The organism is Leisingera coralii (assembly GCF_049056525.1).
GTDB classification, from domain to species: Bacteria; Pseudomonadota; Alphaproteobacteria; order Rhodobacterales; family Rhodobacteraceae; genus Leisingera; species Leisingera coralii.
This window is the reverse complement of record NZ_JBHUPT010000017.1, coordinates 24,757-42,931: the sequence shown is the minus strand read 5'-3', so window position 1 is coordinate 42,931 and position 18,175 is coordinate 24,757. Positions and strand designations below refer to the sequence as shown.

General features: G+C 65.0%; 17 protein-coding genes. 11 read left to right on the top strand and 6 right to left on the bottom strand.

Features of this window, described 5'->3' with window-relative positions; all coding sequences use genetic code 11:
• Nucleotides 1-3 precede the first annotated feature (3 nt).
• On the top strand, nt 4-444 hold the full coding sequence (locus ACFMBG_RS06735; protein ID WP_421053938.1) for a CAP domain-containing protein: 441 nt from the start codon (nt 4-6) through the stop codon (nt 442-444).
• Between the two features lie 13 nt (nt 445-457).
• On the opposite strand, the gene guaD is transcribed toward ACFMBG_RS06735, so the two are convergent.
• On the bottom strand, nt 458-1,750 hold the full coding sequence (gene guaD / locus ACFMBG_RS06730) for a guanine deaminase (protein WP_421053937.1): 1,293 nt from the start codon (nt 1,748-1,750) through the stop codon (nt 458-460).
• Between the two features lie 142 nt (nt 1,751-1,892).
• Here guaD and mgtE point away from each other — a divergent pair, with 142 nt between their 5' ends.
• From mgtE to ACFMBG_RS06710, 4 genes are all read left to right on the top strand, one after another.
• The gene (mgtE, locus tag ACFMBG_RS06725; RefSeq protein ID WP_421053936.1) at nt 1,893-3,281 is read left to right on the top strand and encodes a magnesium transporter; all 1,389 of its coding nucleotides are present in this window, start codon (nt 1,893-1,895) and stop codon (nt 3,279-3,281) included.
• A gap of 9 nt (nt 3,282-3,290) precedes the next feature.
• Nucleotides 3,291-3,854 (top strand): 5-formyltetrahydrofolate cyclo-ligase, encoded by a 564-nt coding sequence (locus ACFMBG_RS06720; RefSeq protein WP_421053935.1) that lies wholly within the window; start codon nt 3,291-3,293, stop codon nt 3,852-3,854.
• A gap of 114 nt (nt 3,855-3,968) precedes the next feature.
• The gene (locus ACFMBG_RS06715) at nt 3,969-4,781 is read left to right on the top strand and encodes a TIGR00282 family metallophosphoesterase (RefSeq protein ID WP_421053934.1); all 813 of its coding nucleotides are present in this window, start codon (nt 3,969-3,971) and stop codon (nt 4,779-4,781) included.
• A gap of 210 nt (nt 4,782-4,991) precedes the next feature.
• A complete protein-coding gene (locus ACFMBG_RS06710; protein ID WP_421053933.1) occupies nt 4,992-6,770 on the top strand; it encodes an SLC13 family permease in 1,779 nt (592 codons plus the stop codon).
• 290 nt (nt 6,771-7,060) lie between these two features.
• On the opposite strand, the gene ACFMBG_RS06705 is transcribed toward ACFMBG_RS06710, so the two are convergent.
• A complete protein-coding gene (locus ACFMBG_RS06705) occupies nt 7,061-8,836 on the bottom strand; it encodes an SLC13 family permease (protein ID WP_421053932.1) in 1,776 nt (591 codons plus the stop codon).
• Between the two features lie 123 nt (nt 8,837-8,959).
• Here ACFMBG_RS06705 and ACFMBG_RS06700 point away from each other — a divergent pair, with 123 nt between their 5' ends.
• A complete protein-coding gene (locus ACFMBG_RS06700; RefSeq protein WP_421053931.1) occupies nt 8,960-9,700 on the top strand; it encodes a YebC/PmpR family DNA-binding transcriptional regulator in 741 nt (246 codons plus the stop codon).
• 135 nt (nt 9,701-9,835) lie between these two features.
• On the opposite strand, the gene ACFMBG_RS06695 is transcribed toward ACFMBG_RS06700, so the two are convergent.
• The 3 genes from ACFMBG_RS06695 to ACFMBG_RS06685 form a co-directional block, all read right to left on the bottom strand.
• Nucleotides 9,836-10,681, bottom strand: a complete 846-nt coding sequence (locus ACFMBG_RS06695) for a COG3904 family protein (protein WP_421053930.1) — start codon at nt 10,679-10,681, stop codon at nt 9,836-9,838.
• 88 nt (nt 10,682-10,769) lie between these two features.
• A complete protein-coding gene (locus ACFMBG_RS06690; protein ID WP_421053929.1) occupies nt 10,770-11,462 on the bottom strand; it encodes a nitroreductase family protein in 693 nt (230 codons plus the stop codon).
• 16 nt (nt 11,463-11,478) lie between these two features.
• The gene (locus ACFMBG_RS06685; RefSeq protein ID WP_421053928.1) at nt 11,479-12,363 is read right to left on the bottom strand and encodes a LysR family transcriptional regulator ArgP; all 885 of its coding nucleotides are present in this window, start codon (nt 12,361-12,363) and stop codon (nt 11,479-11,481) included.
• A gap of 89 nt (nt 12,364-12,452) precedes the next feature.
• On the opposite strand from ACFMBG_RS06685, the gene ACFMBG_RS06680 reads away from it, so the two are divergent.
• From ACFMBG_RS06680 to ACFMBG_RS06665, 4 genes are all read left to right on the top strand, one after another.
• Nucleotides 12,453-13,055, top strand: a complete 603-nt coding sequence (locus ACFMBG_RS06680) for a LysE/ArgO family amino acid transporter (protein ID WP_421053927.1) — start codon at nt 12,453-12,455, stop codon at nt 13,053-13,055.
• 84 nt (nt 13,056-13,139) lie between these two features.
• The gene (locus tag ACFMBG_RS06675; protein WP_421053926.1) at nt 13,140-14,072 is read left to right on the top strand and encodes a pirin family protein; all 933 of its coding nucleotides are present in this window, start codon (nt 13,140-13,142) and stop codon (nt 14,070-14,072) included.
• A gap of 93 nt (nt 14,073-14,165) precedes the next feature.
• Nucleotides 14,166-15,086: a DMT family transporter gene (locus ACFMBG_RS06670; RefSeq protein WP_421053925.1), complete on the top strand. Its 921-nt coding sequence runs from the start codon at nt 14,166-14,168 to the stop codon at nt 15,084-15,086.
• A gap of 117 nt (nt 15,087-15,203) precedes the next feature.
• Nucleotides 15,204-16,172 (top strand): DUF1036 domain-containing protein, encoded by a 969-nt coding sequence (locus ACFMBG_RS06665; RefSeq protein ID WP_421053924.1) that lies wholly within the window; start codon nt 15,204-15,206, stop codon nt 16,170-16,172.
• 16 nt (nt 16,173-16,188) lie between these two features.
• On the opposite strand, the gene betI is transcribed toward ACFMBG_RS06665, so the two are convergent.
• Nucleotides 16,189-16,764 carry a choline-binding transcriptional repressor BetI gene (betI, locus tag ACFMBG_RS06660; RefSeq protein ID WP_421053923.1) on the bottom strand — a complete coding sequence of 192 codons (576 nt, stop codon included), beginning with the start codon at nt 16,762-16,764 and terminating at the stop codon, nt 16,189-16,191.
• 159 nt (nt 16,765-16,923) lie between these two features.
• Here betI and ACFMBG_RS06655 point away from each other — a divergent pair, with 159 nt between their 5' ends.
• A complete protein-coding gene (locus ACFMBG_RS06655; protein WP_421053922.1) occupies nt 16,924-18,132 on the top strand; it encodes a BCCT family transporter in 1,209 nt (402 codons plus the stop codon).
• Nucleotides 18,133-18,175: the final 43 nt, after the last annotated feature.

Sequence of the window (18,175 nt, the reverse complement as noted above, 5' to 3'; positions counted from 1 at the left end):
GCCATGAAGAAGCGGCGGCTTGCCGCGGCCTTCATCCTCTTGTGGGCCGTGCAGGCCCAGGCGCAGGATGTGGACCGTTCCGCCGCCTTGGCAGGCATCAATGGCTTTCGTGCAGGCTCCGGCCTGCCGCCGTTGACCTATTCCGCCGGGCTGGAACAGGCCGCGCGCGCTCATGCCGAAGACATGGCACGTAACGGGTTCTTCTCCCACACCGGCAGCAGCGGCCGCACTCTCGGCGCCCGCCTGAAACATGTTGGCTATGGCTGGTGCGCGGCGGCAGAGAACATTGCCAAGGGCCAGCCCGGCCTGGACGAGGTGATGGCTAGCTGGCAAGCGTCCCGCGGCCATCGCAGGAATATGCTCAACCGTGAAGTGACCGAATTCGCCATCGCCCGCGGCAAGGGCCGTATCTGGGTGATGGTGCTGGCCCGTCCGGGCTGCTGAGCCTGCGCTTCCATCAGTCCGTGACCGGCTTGCCGCCGATCCAGACTTCGGCAATGGCCCGGTCATCGCCCATCATGATGGTCGGGAACACCGCTTCCCAGATATCCTCGGCCCGCTCGGACCGCTGGGCGATGGCTGGAGTGGAGGCCAGGTCCAGCACCACCAGGTCTGCCTCCATGCCTTCTGCGATATTGCCGATCTTCCCGTCCATCCTCAGCGCCGTTGCAGAACCCTGGGTCGCCAGCCACAGCAACTGCGCCGCGTGCAGCGGCGTGCCGCGCAGCTGGCCGATTTCATAGGCCGCCGCCATGGTGCGCAGCATCGAAAAGCTCGACCCGCCGCCGGTGTCGGTGGCCAGCCCGATCCGCTGCCCCTCCGCCATCAGCCCGGCCATGTCAAACAGGCCCGAGCCGATGAAGGTGTTGGACGTCGGGCAATGGATCAGTGCCGCGCCGTATTCGCGCAGCCGGTGCCGCTCGCGCTCCTCCAGGTGGATGGCGTGGCCGTACAATCCCTTGGCGCCCAGCAGGCCGAACTCCTCATAGGTGTCGAGGTAATCCCGCGCTTGCGGGAACAGCTCCCGGACCCAGGCAATCTCATCGGTCTGTTCGCTCAGATGCGTCTGCATCAGGCATTCCGGATGCTTGCCCCAAAGCGCGCCCATCGCCTCCAGCTGCTCCGGCGTCGAGGTGGGCGAGAACCGCGGCGTGATGGCGTATTCCAAACGGTCCACCCCGTGCCAGCGCGTGATCAGCGCCTCGCTGTCGTCATAGGCCGACTGCGCCGTGTCCCGCAGCCCCTCCGGCGCGTTGCGGTCCATGCAGGTCTTGCCCGCAGCCACCCGCTGGCCGCGCGCCTGCGCGGCGGCGAAGAAAGCATCGACGCTTTCGGGATGGATGGTGCAATAGCTGCAGACCGTGGTGGTGCCATGCGCTGCGGTCAGGTCCAGGTAGCGCCCGGCAATTTCCTCGGCATAGGCGCGGTCCGCAAACCGCATTTCCTCCGGGAAGGTGCAGCTGTTCAGCCAGTCGATCAGCCGCTTGCCCCAGCTGGCGATGATTGCGGTCTGCGGGTAGTGCACATGGGCATCGACAAAGCCGGCCAGGATCAGCTTCTGGCCGTACTCGCTGACCTCAGCCTCCGGCAGCAGCGCCTGCATCTCCGCCAGCGTGCCGGCACCCGCGATCAGGCCGTCCTGCACCGCAACCGCCTCCTGCAGCCGGACCGCGTCTTCCGGGCGGTCCCCGGTAAAGGGGGAGCGGGTAAAGGACAGAACTTGCCCCTTCAGGATGACGCCGGTGCCCATTCTTTCAACCCTTTCCTTGCAAAATGGCTCCGCTCAGGATACCCGCCGGAGCAGCGCTGGTAAATTGTGGCATTGCCATTGTTTTCCGGTCGCGGCGTCTTCTATTTTGCAGGCAAACGCGCAGAAAATCCGGGGGCATCACATGAGCAGCGGCGACAACATCTCCGGCGACCTGTCTCAGGACGACGCCTATGACCTGGACCGCAAGCTGGTGGCCCAGATTCTGGAGGCGGTGGAGCAGGGCGACCAGCAAACCCTGACCGAGCTGCTGGAAGACCTGCATGCCGCCGACATCGCCGACCTTCTGGAGCAGATCGATTCTGCAGAGCGGACCCGGCTAATCCATCTCTATGACCGGGAATTCGACGGCGAAATCCTCTCGGAACTGGACGACAGCATCCGCGAGGAAGTGATCTCCATCCTCAACCCCGCGGTCCTGGCCGAGGCGGTGCGGGAGCTGGAAAGCGACGACGTGGTCGACCTCCTGGAAGACCTGGAGGAGCCGCAGCAGGAGGCCATCCTCGACGTGCTGGAGGATGCCGACCGGGTCGCGGTCGAGCAGTCGCTGAGCTATCCCGAAAGCTCCGCCGGCCGTCTGATGCAGCGCGAAGTGGTGATGGCGCCGGAGCATTGGAATGTCGGCCAGGCCATTGATTACATGCGCGCCTCCGAGGATCTGCCGGAACAGTTCTATCACGTAGTGGTGGTCGACCCGCGGGCGCATCCGATCGGCAATGTCACCCTGGGCCGGATCATGGCCTCTAGGCGCGAGGTGCCGCTGACCGATCTGCTGGAAGACACATTCCAGGTCATTCCGGCGGATCAGGACGAGGAAGACGTCGCCTATGCCTTCAACCAGTACCACCTGATTTCCGCGCCGGTGGTGGATGACGAGGGCCGCCTGGTCGGGGTCATCACAATCGACGACGCGATGATCGTGCTGGACGAGGAGCACGAGGAGGACATCCTGCGCCTGGCCGGTGTCGGCGAGGAAAGCTCGCTGGCGGACAAGGTGATCGAGACCACCAAGCGCCGCTTCCCCTGGCTGGCGGTGAACCTGGTAACGGCGGTGCTGGCCTCGCTGGTGATTGCGCTGTTCGAGGATACCATCGCCCAGTTCGTCGCCCTGGCGGTGCTGATGCCGATTGTTGCCTCCATGGGCGGTAATGCCGGCACCCAGTCGCTGACGGTGGCGGTGCGCGCGATTGCCACCCGCGACCTCACCGGTTCCAACGTCTGGCGGGTGATCCGCCGCGAGGTGCTGGTGGGGCTGGTCAACGGGGTGATTTTTGCGGTGGTGATGGCGGTTGTCGGCATCGCCTGGTTCGGCTCGCCGATGCTGGGCGCAGTGATTGCCGTCGCGATGGTCATCAATCTGGTCGTCGCCGGGCTCGCAGGAACGGTGATCCCGGTTCTACTGGAGAAGTTTGGAATTGACCCGGCGCTGGCCTCAGGCGCGTTTGTGACCACGGTGACCGATGTGGTCGGCTTCTTTGCGTTCCTGGGCCTCGCCGCCGCCGTACTGCTGTAGGAGACCGCCATGACGGATCTGACTGAAATCAAGGCCGCCGCCCGCAAGGCTGCCTTTGCCCGCCGCAAGGAGGCGCACGCCCGCAATATCCCCGGCGCCGCAGGCCACCTGTCGGAGGTGCTGGCCGGCTACCGCGGCGTGCCGCTGTCGGGCTACATGCCGATCCGCACCGAAATCGACCCGCTGCCCGCCATGGCCGAGGCCGCCGCGCATGGGCCTGTCGGCGTGCCGGTGATTATGGGGGCGGGCCAGCCCCTGAAATTCAGCCGCTGGCAGCCCGGTGGCACGCTGCGCGAAGGCCCGTTCGGCGCCATGGTGCCCGAGGTTGACGACTTCTTTGAGCCGGAAATCCTGGTGGTGCCGCTGGTTGCCTTTGACGCCAGGGGCGGGCGGCTGGGCTATGGCGGCGGCTTTTATGACCGCACGCTGGAGCTGCTGCGCGGCAAGCGGGCGACGCTGGCGATTGGCTTTGCCTTTGATGCCCAGGAGGCCGAGGACCTGCCGCTGGAGCCCACCGACCAGCCGCTCGACATGATCGTCACCGAAAGCCGCGTTCTGCAATTCAGCCGCTGACGCCGGCCAGGCAGCCAAGATTTTTGTGAAAAATCTTGGCAAAACTTTTCAGAAAAGTTTTGCGCGCCCGCGGCAGGACTTGTCCTGCCGGGCGCATCCGCGTACCACGCCGCAATGCGAATTCTGTTTCTTGGCGATGTGATGGGCCGCGCCGGGCGCCGCGCCGTCACCGAAAACCTGCCGCGGCTGCGCAACGAGTGGCGGCTCGACTTTGTTGTGGTGAACGGCGAAAACGCCTCCAACGGCATGGGGCTGAGCGGCGAGCACGCCAAGCTGCTGCTGGATGCCGGCGTCGACTGCCTGACGCTTGGCGATCACGCCTTCGACCAGAAGGACATGCTGCAGTACATCGAGAAAGAGCCGCGCATCATCCGGCCCCTGAACTTTGCCAAGAGCGCACCGGGCCGCGGCTACCGGCTGTTCCAGGCCCCCGGCGGGCGCAAGGTTCTGGTGCTGCAGGTGCTGGGGCAGGTGTTCATGAAACGCGCCTTTGACGATCCCTTTGGCGCGGTGGAGGCGGTGCTGAAAGCGCATCCGCGCGGCGGGCTGGCCCAGGCGGTCATCGTCGACATGCATTGCGAGGCCACCTCCGAGAAGATGGCGATGGGCCATTTCTGCAACGGCCGCGCCTCGCTGGTTGCGGGCACCCACACCCATGTGCCGACCGCAGATGCGCAGATCCTCTCCGAAGGCACCGGCTATCTGACCGACGCGGGCATGTGCGGCGACTACAATTCGGTCATCGGCATGGACAAGGCCGAACCGATGCGCCGCTTCCTGACCGGCATGCCGAAGACCCGCTTCACCCCGGCGAACGGCGAAGCAACCCTGTCGGGCGTCTTTGTCGAAACCGACGACCGGACCGGTGCCGCCAAACAGATTCGCATGGTGCGCAACGGCGGGCTGCTGCAGGAGGCGCTCCCCTGAACGGGACCAAGTTCCGCGAAGCTGTTTGAGGCGGAAGGATTGGCCGGAATGTCAGGGAATTGCTGCAAATTCTCCTGAATAGCGCCGGAGGAGCCCCCGAAAATGCGGAAATTCTTGCTCCGCCAAGGGGTTTCGGGGAAACTGCGCGATGGCGGCGCGCCGCCCCGCGCGCTAAACCGGCGTTAATCAATATGGGCATAGTCACGGCACATGCAGTTTTTCCAATTTGGTGACACCGGCAGCGCGTTCCTGGCAATTGCAATTGTCCTGGCCATGTTTGTGGCTTTCCTGCGGGAAACCTACCCGACCGAGGTGGTGGCACTGACCGGCGTCGCCGCCATGCTGGCCACCGGCGTCCTGCCCTACAGCCAGGCGCTGCCGGTGCTGGCCAACCCGGCGCCCTGGACCATTGCCGCGATGTTCATCATCATGGGCGCCCTGGTGCGCACCGGCGCGCTCGATGCCTTCACCCAGGCGGCCAAGAAGCAGGCCGGGGTAAACCCGAGGCTCGCAGTGGGTCTGCTAATGGCCTTTGTAGTCTCCGCCTCGGCGGTGGTCTCCAATACCCCGGTGGTGGTGGTGATGATCCCGGTGTTCATCCAGATCGCCCGCACTCTCAATGTCTCGGCCTCCAAGATGCTGATTCCGCTCAGCTATGCAGCGATTCTTGGCGGCACGCTGACGCTGATCGGCACCTCGACCAACCTGCTGGTGGACGGTGTGGCCCGGGCGCAAGGTTTGAAACCCTTTACCATCTTCGAGGTCACCCCGCTGGGGCTGATCCTGGTTGCCTACGGGATGGTCTATTTGCGCTTCATCGCGCCGCGGCTGCTGCCGGCGCGCGACAGCATGGCCTCGCTGCTCAGCGACAAGTCGAAGATGAAGTTCTTCACCGAAGCGGTGATCCCGCCGGAAAGCAACCTGATCGGCCGCGAGGTCAACGGCGTGCAGCTGTTCAAGCGTCCCGGCGTGCGGCTCATCGACGTGATCCGCGGCGATGAATCGCTGCGCCGCAACCTCGAAGGGGTGGAGCTGCAGGTCGGCGACCGGGTGGTGCTGCGCACCCGGATGACCGAGCTTCTGAGCCTGCAAAGCAACAAGGAGCTGAAGCGGGTCGATCAGGTCTCCGCGGTGGAGACCCAGACCGTCGAGGTGCTGATCACCCCGGGCTGCCGTATGGTGGGCCGCTCTCTCGGCGCCATGCGCCTGCGCCGCCGCTATGGTGTCTATACGCTGGCGGTGCACCGGCGGAACCAGAACATCGGCGTGCAGCTCGACGATTTGGTGGTGCGGATCGGCGACACGCTGCTGCTGGAGGGCGCTCCCGCCGACATCCAGCGCCTGGCAGCGGATATGGACCTGGCGGATGTCTCGCAGCCGACCCAGCGTGCCTACCGCCGCAGCCACGCGCCGATTGCGGTTGTGGCGCTGTTCAGCATCGTGGTGCTGGCGGCCTTCGGTGTTGCGCCGATCCTGATGCTGTCGGTGCTGTCGGTGTCGCTGGTGTTTGTCACCCGCTGCATCGACGCGGATGAAGCGTTTTCCTTTGTCGACGGGCGGCTGCTGGCGCTGATTTTCTCGATGCTGGCGATTGGCGCGGCGCTGGAAAGCTCCGGCGCCGTCAGCCTGATCGTCAACGCCATTGCGCCGGCCCTGTCGATGCTGCCGCCGTTCCTGCTGGTCTGGGCGGTCTACCTGCTCACCTCGGTGCTGACCGAGCTGGTCTCCAACAACGCGGTGGCGGTGGTTGTCACCCCGATTGCCATCGGCCTGGCGCAGGCTATGGGCGTCGATCCGCGGCCGCTGGTGGTGGCGGTGATGGTGGCGGCCTCAGCCTCCTTCGCCACACCGATCGGCTATCAGACAAATACGCTGGTCTACGGCCCCGGCGGGTACAAGTTCACCGATTTCCTGCGCGTCGGCATCCCGCTGAACCTGACCGTCGGCATGCTGGCCTCGCTGATCATCCCCTTCATCTGGCCGCTCTGATCAAGGTTAAAGAGACGCGAAAGCGGCGGACTCCCGCTGTGCTTGCAAATGTTTACGGGAAATTAACAACGCAGGCCCCATATGAAACAGGGTGAGTGTCCTGATGGGGGTAAGAATGGAGTTCAGAAAGGTATTCTTGTGTGTCGTGCTGGCGGGGTCGACGGCGATTGCGCTGGCGTCGCACGCTTGGGCGGGCGATGCGGGCCAAGCGGTTCAGTCTGCAGTGGAGGCGGCAAAATCCTTGTGAAGGATTTTGGCAAAACTTTTCCGTAAAAGTTTTGCGCCGCCCGTCACAGCGGCCAGAACACCAGAATGGCCGGGATCGACACGGCGATGACCAGCACTTCCAGCGGCAGCCCGATCCGCCAGTAATCGCCAAAGCGGTAGCCGCCGGGCCCCAGCACCAGCGTATTGTTCTTGTGGCCGATAGGGGTCAGAAAGGCCGCGGAGGCCGCAACCGCCACCGCCATCAGGAACGGGTCCGGCGAAACCCCCAGGGTTTCCGCCATCTGAATGCCCACAGGGGCCGCGACAATCGCCGTTGCGGTGTTGTTCAGCACATCCGACAGCGTCATGGTGACCACCATAAGCACCGTCAGCACCGCCCAGGCCGGCAGCCCTGCGGTCAGCCCGGTCAGCGTCCCTGCAATCAGCGCCGTGCCGCCTGAGGCATCCAGCGCCGCGCCCAGCGGGATCATCGAGCCGAGCAGCACCACCACCGGCCATTCCACGTGGTCATAGATTTCCGCCACCGGCAGGATCTTCAGCAGCACATAGCCCACCGCAACCAGACCCAGCGCCACCGGCAGGTACAAAATCCCCATCGAGGCCGCCAGCACCGCTGCGGCAAACAGCCCGATGGCGGCCCAGGTCTTGTCATTTGCTGTCACCGACAGGCCGCGGGCGGCCAGCGGCAGGCAGCCCAGCCAGTCGGCCACATCGGCGCTGCGCCCGCGCGGGCACAAGAGCAGCAGGATATCCCCCGCCTCGATCTGCGTCTGGCGGATGTGATGGGTGATCCGGCGGCCCTGCCGGGAAATCCCAAGCAATACCGCGCTTTGGCGCCAGGACAGGCCGATGGCCTGGGCGCTGCGGCCGCGGATGCGCGCGGTCTCGGGCACCACCAGCTCCAGCAGCTCCAGGCCTTCCCCCGCCGCAGTCAGTTTTTCCTGCCGGGCGGCGTCGGCAAAATCCAGATTCAGCGCGCTGCGGAATTCATCCAGCGCCTCCGGCTCCGCTTCGATCACCAGTGCGTCGCCCTCCCGCAGAATGGCCGCGACAGACCGCCCGTACCGCCGCTTGCCATCCCGGATCAGCCCGAGAATGGCGACATCGGCCTTCTCGGCCTCCTCATCCAGCTCCCCCAGCCGCCTGCCGATCAGGCCGGATCCTTCCCCCACCGTCAGCTCGGCTATATAGGGCGCCAGCTGCGCCTCGGAGGCGCCGGCCGCATTCTCCCGCGCCGGGATCAGCCGCCAGCCGATCAGCGCCACAAAGGCGAGCCCCGCCAGTGCCGCTGCGCCGCCCACCGGGGCGAAATCGAACATCCGGAACGGCTCGCCCAGCGTCTCCTCGCGGATCGCGGCAATGATGATATTAGGCGGCGTGCCAATGAGCGTGGCCATGCCGCCCAGGATGGTGGCAAAGGACAGGGGCATAAGGCTCAGCCCCGGCGCGCGGCCCGCTTTGCGGGCGGTCTGGATGTCTACCGGCATCAGCAGCGCCAGCGCCGCCACATTGTTCATGAAGGCCGACAGCACCGCGCCAACCCCGCCCATCAGCGCGATATGGGCGCCCAGGCCGCGGGCGCTATCCACCAGTGTCCGGGTGATCAGGAACACCGCGCCCGAGCGCACCAGCCCGGCCGAGACGACCAGCACCAACGCCACCACCAGCGTTGCCGGATGCCCGAAACCGGCAAAGGCCTCGCCCGCGGGCACCACCCCCAGCACCACGCCGGCCATCAGCGCGGCAAAGGCCACCAGGTCGTAGCGCCAGCGCCCCCACAGAAGCAGACCGAATACGGCGGCAAAAAGGGCAAATAAAACACCTTGATCGAATGTCATACCGCCACCTTAGCCGCTCAAAACAGGGGAACAAGGAGCAAGACGGGGCGGCAGCGCTTGAAAGCGGGCCGCCCCCAAGGCTATATGAGCGCCAATTCAAGTTTACAGCAGCAAGGATGCACCATGGCAGGCCATTCAAAATGGGCTAACATTCAGCACCGCAAGGGCCGTCAGGACGCGGCGCGGTCGAAACTGTTTTCCAAGCTGGCCAAGGAGATCACCGTGGCCGCCAAGATGGGCGACCCCGATCCCGACAAGAACCCGCGCCTGCGCCTAGCCGTGAAAGAGGCCAAATCGCAGTCCGTCCCCAAGGACGTGATCGAGCGCGCCATCAAGAAGGCGGTCGGCGGCGACGCCGAAAACTACGATGAAATCCGTTACGAGGGCTACGGCCCGGCCGGCGTTGCAGTGATCGTCGAGGCGATGACCGACAACAAGAACCGTACCGCCTCGAACGTGCGGTCGATCTTCGGCAAGAACGGCGGCAACCTCGGTGAAACCGGCTCGGTCGGCTTCATGTTCGACCGCAAGGGCGAAGTGACCTATCCGGCCACCGTTGGCGATGCCGACACGGTGATGATGGCGGCGATCGAAGCCGGCGCCGAGGATGTCGAAAGCTCCGAGGATGGCCACATCATCTATTGCGCCGACTCCGATCTGAACGATGTCTCCAATGCGCTGGAGGCGGAGCTCGGCGAATCCGAGTCGACCAAGCTGGTCTGGAAGCCGACCACCACCACCGAGCTGGATCTGGACGGCATGCAGAAGCTGATGAAGCTGGTCGACGCGCTGGAAGACGACGACGACGTGCAGCGCGTCACCACCAATTTCGAAGCCTCCGACGAGGTCATGGCGCAGCTCTGAGCCGCCGCTTGATACGACCCATTGAGGCCCGCCAGTCCGGCGGGCCTCTTTTGTTTCGCAAAAGCGCAATTCCGCTTCTTCTGGCTGGAAATATCCCGGGGGTGAGGCCCAAAGGGCCGAGGGGGCAGCGCCCCCTCAGAACGCCTCCCCGGTGAGCACCCCAGCCGCCCGCAGCTCGGCGCTTGACGGGATCCACAGCTCCCCATTGCCGGCGGCGAAAACTTTGCGGGCAAACTCTGCGCGGATGCCCTGCTGCCGGAAAAAGGCCAGGTCCTTCTGCTGCTCCTGCAGCAGATCCACCTGCGGCAGCCCGCCTTCGAACATCAGCGCATAGCCGTGAAATCCCAGCTTCCCGCCCTCGGCCAGGCGGCGGGAGCGCCCGGCAGCAAAGACCAGCGTGCAGGCAGAGGCGCAAAGCGCAGCGGCCTCGGTGTCCAGCTGATACCGCCGGATCAGCTTTGCCGCGCCGCGGGCCTCATAGATCAGCCCGCCAGGGCCCGACAGCCGCACCCTGCGCACGTCCGGCGCACTTGCCAGCACCGCTTCCATCCGCCGGGTCAGCCCGTGGGTGATTTCGCCATCAAAAACCAGGACAAGCCCGTCTTCGGACACACGCAGGCTGTATTGGGCTTCGCGCTCCAGCCGCCGCTGCTCGGCATAGGCGGGCTCCTCCACCGCCCGGGCAATCAGCAGCGCGTCCCACCACAGGATCAGGGCTGCAAAGCCCGCAAACAGCAGCACCAGGTAGCCGCCCCAGACCGGCATCATCGCCCCGGTGCTGCGCACATGCGCATCGGCGCTCAGCTGGAATGCCCGGGCCTGCCACAGCAGAAACAGCCCGTCCGCCGCCATCAGCACAAAGGCCAGCGGCACCGGCAGCCGGATCCATTGGTTCAGCGCCAGCCATCCCAGCACGATGCAGGCCCGCGGCAGCACCACCTGCAGACCCAGGCTGCGGGGCAGGGAAGCGGGCGGTGTCAACAGCTGCGCCGCCTGCCAGGCGCGGTGCAATTTTCTTGCAGGAAAATTGGCCGGAAAAGCCGGATTTTCCGGGCCCCCGCGGCTGGTGTCACTCTACAAATGCGGCGATCTCCTCCAGCGGTTTCTTCAGCTTGGCAACAGCCGGCACCGTGGCCTCTGCCGCGGGATGCCCCACGGCAATGATCATGGTGGGCTTTTCCGAGGCCGGGCGCCCCAGCGCCTCGTTCAGGAACTTCATCGGGTTCGGCGTGTGCGTCAGCGTGCACAGCCCCGCCGTATGCAGCGCCGTCAGCAGCACGCCGGTGGCGATATTCACGCTCTCCGGCACGTAGTAGTTCTTGAAGCGGCTGCCATCCTCGAACTCGCCCCAGCGCTGGGCAAAGACCACGATCAGCCAGGGCGCGACGGTCAGATGCGGCTTGTCGGCATCGGTGCCGATCGGCTCCAGCGCCTTGATCCATTCGTCGCCCGCACCGCCGGCATAAAACTTCTTTTCCTCCTCCTCGGCCTCCGCCCGGATCCGCGCCTTCAGCTCCGGGCTGGAGACCGCGGCAAAGAACCAGGGCTGGTGATTAGCGCCGGAGGGCGCGGTGCCGGCAGCAAGGATGCAGTCCTCGATCACCGCCCGCGGCACCGGCCGGTCCGTATAGTCCCGCACCGTATGCCGCCGCCGCATATGGGCTAGGAACGCCGCAGCTTTCTCCTGCATTTCCGCATCCGAATACTCCGCCCGGTCGGGCAAGGGCAGCGGGTCATAACTCAAGGCGTCTTTCGAGAACATCGGCAGGCTTTCCGGATTAGTTTTGCGTCAAATAGAGTTTAGCCGATTTCTGCACCGCGCGGGTCACCTCGGCAAGGGCAGGCGCCATCACCCGCGCCACCTGCCAAGTCAGCGGCACCGGCAGCGTGCTGTCCGGGATCAGCTGCACCAGGCGGCCGGAGCGGATGTCCTCCTCCACCATCGCCAGCGGGTTCATGCCCCAGCCCAGGCCCGCGGCTGCGGCATCGATGAACGCCTGGGTCGAGGGCAGGAAATGGGCAGGCGGCGCCAGCCCGGGCGCCACATTCCGCTCCAGCCACAGCCGCTGCAGATTGTCCTTTGCGTTGAAGATCATACAAGGCGCTTTTGCAGCAGCCTCCGCGGTCACACCGTCCGGAAACCAGCGCGTCATGAAACCCGGGCTGGCGGTTGCCGCGTAATCCAGCGTGCCCAGCGGAGTGGCCTCGAACCCGGTCACAGGCTTGGAACTGGCGGTCACCGCGGCAGAGACCTCGCCCCGTTTCAGCCACTCGGCGCTATGGTCCTGATCATCGACCAGCAGATCGAACAGCACGCCCTCCACTGCGGCCATCGCATCAATGAACCAGCTCGCCAGGCTGTCAGCATTGACCGCAATCCGCAGCCGCACCGGGCTGTGGTCCGCCTCGAGCGCCAGCTCCCGCGCCAGCTGCGCCTCCAGCAGGCCGATATCCTCGGCGTGTTTGGCGATCCTGAGCCCCGCCGCGGTGCCGGTGCAAGGCGACCCGCGCAGCACCAGTGCAGTGCCAATGCGGTCCTCCAGCGCCTTGATCCGCTGCGAGACGGCCGAGGGCGTCACGGACAGCGCATGCGCCGCCGCCTCAAACGAGCCAAGACGCAGCACCGCGCTCAATGCCGCCAGCTGGCTGGGCTCCATCTGCATTAGCAACTCTAATCTGGCCTGAAACTCTTTAACTGGATTAAACGCGCGGCGGCCGCTAGTCAAATCCCAGCACAACGATGGAGACAGCAATGCCCCCCAGCCTGATTGCCGGATTTGCCCTTGGCCTCAGCCTGATCATGGCGATCGGCGCCCAGAACGCCTTTGTCCTGCGCCAGGGGCTGCGGCGCCAGCATGTGTTCTGGATCTGCCTCACCTGCGCCGGCTCCGATGCGGTGCTGATCACCGCGGGCGTCTTTGGCTTCGGTTCCCTGGCACTGGCGGTTCCGTGGTTCGAACAGGCGATGCGCTGGGGCGGTGCGGCCTTCCTGATCTGGTACGGCGCCCGCGCCCTGCGGGCCGCCTGGCAGGGCGGCGAAACGCTGGAGGCCGCGCAGGAGGGCGCGGGTGCGGCGCTCTTGCCGGTGCTGGCCACCGTGCTGGCGCTCACTTGGCTGAACCCGCATGTCTACCTCGACACCGTGGTCCTTCTCGGCTCGATCTCCGCCCAGTATCCCGAACCGCTGGTCTTTGCCGCCGGGGCCGCCATCGCCAGCTTCACTTTCTTCTTCACCCTCGGCTACGGCGCCAGCCTGCTGGCCCCAGTCTTTGCCCGTCCGCGCGCCTGGCAGGTGCTGGACGCCATCGTCGGCCTCACCATGTGGGCGATTGCCGCCAAGCTCCTCTTGATGTGACGAACAGCCCCTGTGCGCGGGCTCCCCTAACGCCTGCGCAGAAACGCGCTACCTTTTCCCCATGACATAAGACAGGAGGGAAGGATGAGCTGGAACCCGGCACTGGAACCGCAATGCCCCGACGCGGGCAATCTCGACTCGATCGAAACGGTGATCATCCCGCGCGCCCGCGACATCGGCGGATTTGAGGTCCGCCGCGCGCTGCCTGCGCCGCGCCGCCAGATGGTCGGGCCCTTCATCTTCTTCGACCAGGCCGGGCCTGCGGAGTTCCTGACCGGCCAGGGCATCGACGTGCGCCCGCACCCGCATATCGGCCTCGGCACCGTCACCTACCTTTACGAGGGCGAGTTCGAGCACCGCGATTCCCTGGGCACCCACCAGATGATCTATCCGGGCGAGGTGAACTGGATGGTGGCGGGCGAGGGCGTCACCCACTCCGAACGCACTTCCGCCGCCACCCGCCAGGGCGCCAGCAGCCTGTTCGGCATCCAGACCTGGATCGCGCTGCCCGACAGCCACGAGGATGTGCCGGCCGCCTTTGAACACCACGGCAAAGAGGCGCTGCCGCTTCTCGAAGGGGAGGGCAAGGCCGTGCGGCTGATCCTTGGCACGGCTTGGGGGGAGAAGGCGCCCGCAACGCTCTATTCAGAAACCTTCTATGCCGATGTGGTGCTGCAGGCCGGGTCCAAGCTGCCCTTGCCCTCCGACCACGAGGACCGGGGCATCTACGTGACCCAGGGCTCGGTCGAAATTGCCGGCGAAACCTTCGAGGCCGGCCGCATGATGGTGTTCCGCCCGGGCGACGAGATCACCGTGACCGCAGGCCCCGCAGGCGCCCGGCTGATGGCGCTGGGCGGCGAGACGCTGAACGGGCCGCGTTACATCTGGTGGAACTTCGTCGCCTCCTCCCGTGACCGGATCGAGGCCGCCAAGGCTTCCTGGGCCGCCGGTGACTGGCAGCACGGGCGCTTTCAGCTGCCGCCCGGCGACGATCAGGAGTTCATCCCGCTGCCGTGACGCCGCAGCGTTCCGGGGCGGAAAGCTGCCCGCCCGGAAATATTTCACATGTGAAGCCTTGTGCCGCCGCCCCAACGGGTGTTCTGTCACCCCATGAGCCAGACCGCAGACACCGCCCAAGCCGCCCAGAACCCGCTCAAGGGGGTGTTCTGGATGGTGGTGACCGGCCTCTGCTTTGTCGCGGTGACCGCGCTTGTCAAATATCTCGGCACCCGCATCCCGCCCGCCGAAAGCGCGTTTCTGCGCTATCTGCTGGGGCTGGTCTTTCTGCTGCCGATGATCGGCGCCTTGCGCAAGGCGCGCCTGACCCCGCGGCTGTGGGGGCTCTATGCGGGCCGCGGCGCGGTGCATACGGCGGGTGTGATCCTGTGGTTTTACGCCATGACCCAGATCCCGCTGGCCGAGGTCACGGCGATGAACTACCTCTCGCCGGTTTACGTCACCTTGGGCGCGGCGCTGTTCCTGGGCGAAAAGCTGGCATTCCGCCGGATCACCGCCATTGCCGTTGCCTTGATCGGCGCGCTGATCATCCTGCGCCCGGGCTTCCGCGAGGTCTCGCCCGGCCACATCGCCATGCTGTTCACCGCAGTGTCCTTTGGTGCCTCCTACCTGATCGCCAAGTTCACCGTCGGCAGCAACAGTCCGGCGGTGGTGGTGGCGATGCTTTCGGTCTTTGTCACCCTCGGGCTCGCGCCCTTTGCCTGGGCGGTCTGGGTGACGCCAACGCTGGCGGAGGTCGCGGTCCTGTTCGGCGTCGCCTGCTTTGCCACGGCGGGCCATTACACCATGTCCCTGGCCTTTGCCGCCGCCCCCGTTACGGTGACTCAGCCGGTCACCTTCCTGCAGCTGGTCTGGGCCACCCTGCTGGGCGCCCTGGTCTTTGCCGAGCCGGTGGATATCTGGGTGGTTTCCGGCGGCGGGCTGATCCTGGCTGCGGTCAGCTTCATCTCCTGGCGTGAAGCCAGGATAAAAAGGAAAAGCCTTTCATCTTCCGGTAATGCGGCTGGCGTTTGATCGTCTTATGGATGTTACAAACCTGGGATAACCTCCTGCTCTTACGGATGATTGCAGGGGCCGTGAATGATGAAATGCCTTTGGCTTCCGGCTCTGCTGCTGGCAGCACTCCTCGATATGACAACTGCTCAGGCCGGGCCGCGGATCTGCAATGATACCGGCGCCCTGCATCACCTGGCCGTCGTCCTGCGTGACGGCGGCAGCTGGGTGGCGCAGGGCTGGCAGCGTCTTCATCCGGGCGACTGTGCGGAGCCGGTGCCGCGGGAGTACCAGGGCAAGTTCCTCTATTTCCGCTCGGAAAGCCCCGGATACAACTTCCGCGACGACGGCGTGCGGTTCTGCACCGCACCGGGCCGGTTCCGCATCACACACGGCGGCGATTGCGCAGGCAAAAACCAGGTGCTGCGCGGGTTTGCCAAGGCGGACCTGGACCAGAGGGGGCAGCCCGTCCTTCTCAGCACCCGCTCCAAAGGCGGCGAGGACGGGGAAACAGCGTCCCGCCCGCATCATCAGCAACACAACACGGATGACGGGCTGCACTTTTCCGCTGAAGTGGTCTTTCAGGGCTGCAAGCTGAACCCTGCAGAAGAAACCGTCACCTGCAAATTTGTCGGCCACGGCATTGAAATCGGCTCCGAAGGGCGCCTGCAGGTCAGTGACCCGGTCTTTACCTACCTGCTGGGGCTGCTGCGCGGTGCCCCGGTGGAGGTCGATGGTGACATGATTTCCCGATTGGGGTCCTTTGGCGAATTGGACCTGCATAGCGTCACGCCGCGGGTGCCGGACCGTTTCGACCGGATTTTGCAGATGATGCAAGGGGTCTGGCAGTCGGAGCGCAGCCCGCTGGACAGATTTGCCATTTCCGGCGCCATGCGCCGGGTCAGCTACGCCGGGCGGCGGATGACGCCGGAGTTCCTCTCAGTGCAGGACAGCTGCCAGGGCGCAGGCGGCGCGGATTTCCTGATGGCCTGGGACAGTCTGCGCGGCTCCAGCCTTTGCTACCAGATCAAATCCCTGACGGAGGATAGAATGACGCTGATCTATCTGCCGCGCGGCATCCGGCTGGACTACCGGCGGGTGCACTAGGGCCTTCCGGCAGGTTTCAGGGGATTACCAGGTCCACCACCCGGTGCGCCGCGGCGCGGGCGTCCTCCGGGTCCAGCGGCTCCTCGGATTGCGCTGCCTGCAGCCAGACCCCGTCCATGTAGCACTGCAGCGCCTGGCGTGCGGTTTCCACCCGGTCCGCCGGCAGCAAGGCCCGCAGCTCGGCCAGGAAATGGCTGCGCACCCGGGCCCGGTTGATTCGGTGCAGGCGGCTGAGGCGCGGCGAATAGGGGGCATTTGCCCAGAACTGCATCCAGATGCTGCACTGCGGAACGGTGTACAGATCGTCGGCAAAGTTCGCATCCATCACCGCGTACAGCCGTTCGCGCGGGGTGCGCGCGGTGGCGTAACCTTCGCTCATCGCCTGCCTCAGCTTGCCCAGAAGATGCAGCATCGTGGCTTCCATCAGCCCTTCCTTGGAGCCGAAATAGTAGTTGATCGAGGCCGCCGATGCCCCGGCCTCCCGCGCGATTTCCGCCATGGTTACAACGCCGTAACCACGCTTGTGCACGGCAACGATGGTGGCCTCGATCAGCTCCTCGTTGCGGATGTCCCGGATGCGTTTCCTGCTCATGATTAAGTTGTGCGGCAATTGGGCCGGTGTTTCAACTGTTGTTCTCGCGAATCCGAATCTTGAATGGCCGTTTAAAAAACTGTTTGGCGCCTCAGCCTGCTGTGATATGTACTCCTCCCATGTCTTAGGGCGGAAACCGCCCGGAAATGGGAGGGACATATGACTTCAATCATCTCATTCGGGATCCTGCTGGCCTTTGCGCTGGTGGCGTTCTGCGTGATCAAGTGGTGGAACGTCCGCAACGTCGGCGTGACCCCCGTTCACCTTTTCACCTTCATCGCAATCCTGTTCACCTCCGGTCTGGACGTGGGCCTGATCATGTTCCCGCTGGCCTGGGACTTCCCGCTCTATGCGGACACCGCGGCGGAGCCTGCCTACGGCTTCACCAACCCGCTGGCGCTGGAGTTCGGCTTCTGGGGCTTCCTGATCTGGGGCTTCTACTTCCTGACGACCTTCTACTTCTGCGTCATCGAACCGCGGGTGAAGTTCTTCGAGATCCCGCTGGTGAAGTGGATCAACAACATCGTGATCATTGGCACCTGCGCCTTCACCGGCGCGCTGTTCCTGATCTACCTGCCGTATTACGCCACTTTCATGGGCGACGGCGAGACGGTGATCCCGGCCTTCTATGTCATCACCTTCCTGGTGATCCTGTTTGCCGCCTTCTCCTCCACCGACATCAAATACGTCCGCATCCTGTCGGTCGGCTCCACCGTGCTGTTCATGGCGCTGATCCTGGGCATGTGGGCCTATGCCGGCATGGGCCTGGGCGCGTTCGCCGATACCGCCTCCAGCATCGGCGGCTATTTCGCGAACATCCACAAGTTCATCCTGCCGCTCACCGACTACCATGAGTTCTACCTGTTCTGGTGGTTCGCATGGTCGATCATGATCGGCCAGTTCACTTCCCGCTTTGTCGGCGGCCTCAAGACCTGGCAGGTGCTGGCAGCACTGCTGATCTTCCCGTCGATCCCGCTGGGTGTGTGGTTCTCGGTGCTGTACTACTACCACCTGAACAGCATTGAGACGACGCTGCTGATCAACGTCTCCATGGTCGCGGTGGGCATCATCTTCGTGGTCAACTCCTTCGACTCGCTGATCCGCCTTTACACCGACAACCTGAACCTGACGGCCAAGCGTTTCGGCACCATCCCTTACGTGCTCGGCAACGCGGTTGTGCTCTTCGGCCTGACCCTGGCCTTCCAGAGCCAGTGGCTGCAGATCCAGTGGATCGGCACCATCGTGATCGCCATCTATGTGGCCTGCCTGGCCTACATCATGATCGCCAAGCGCAGCGAAGTGATGAGCATCGACGCCTCGCCCGAGGAAAACGTGCTCGACTTCGAGAAGATCAAGGCAGCCCACTAAGGGCGGTCTCCCGGCTGGACCTCTGTTTCCCCGAATAGTCGGT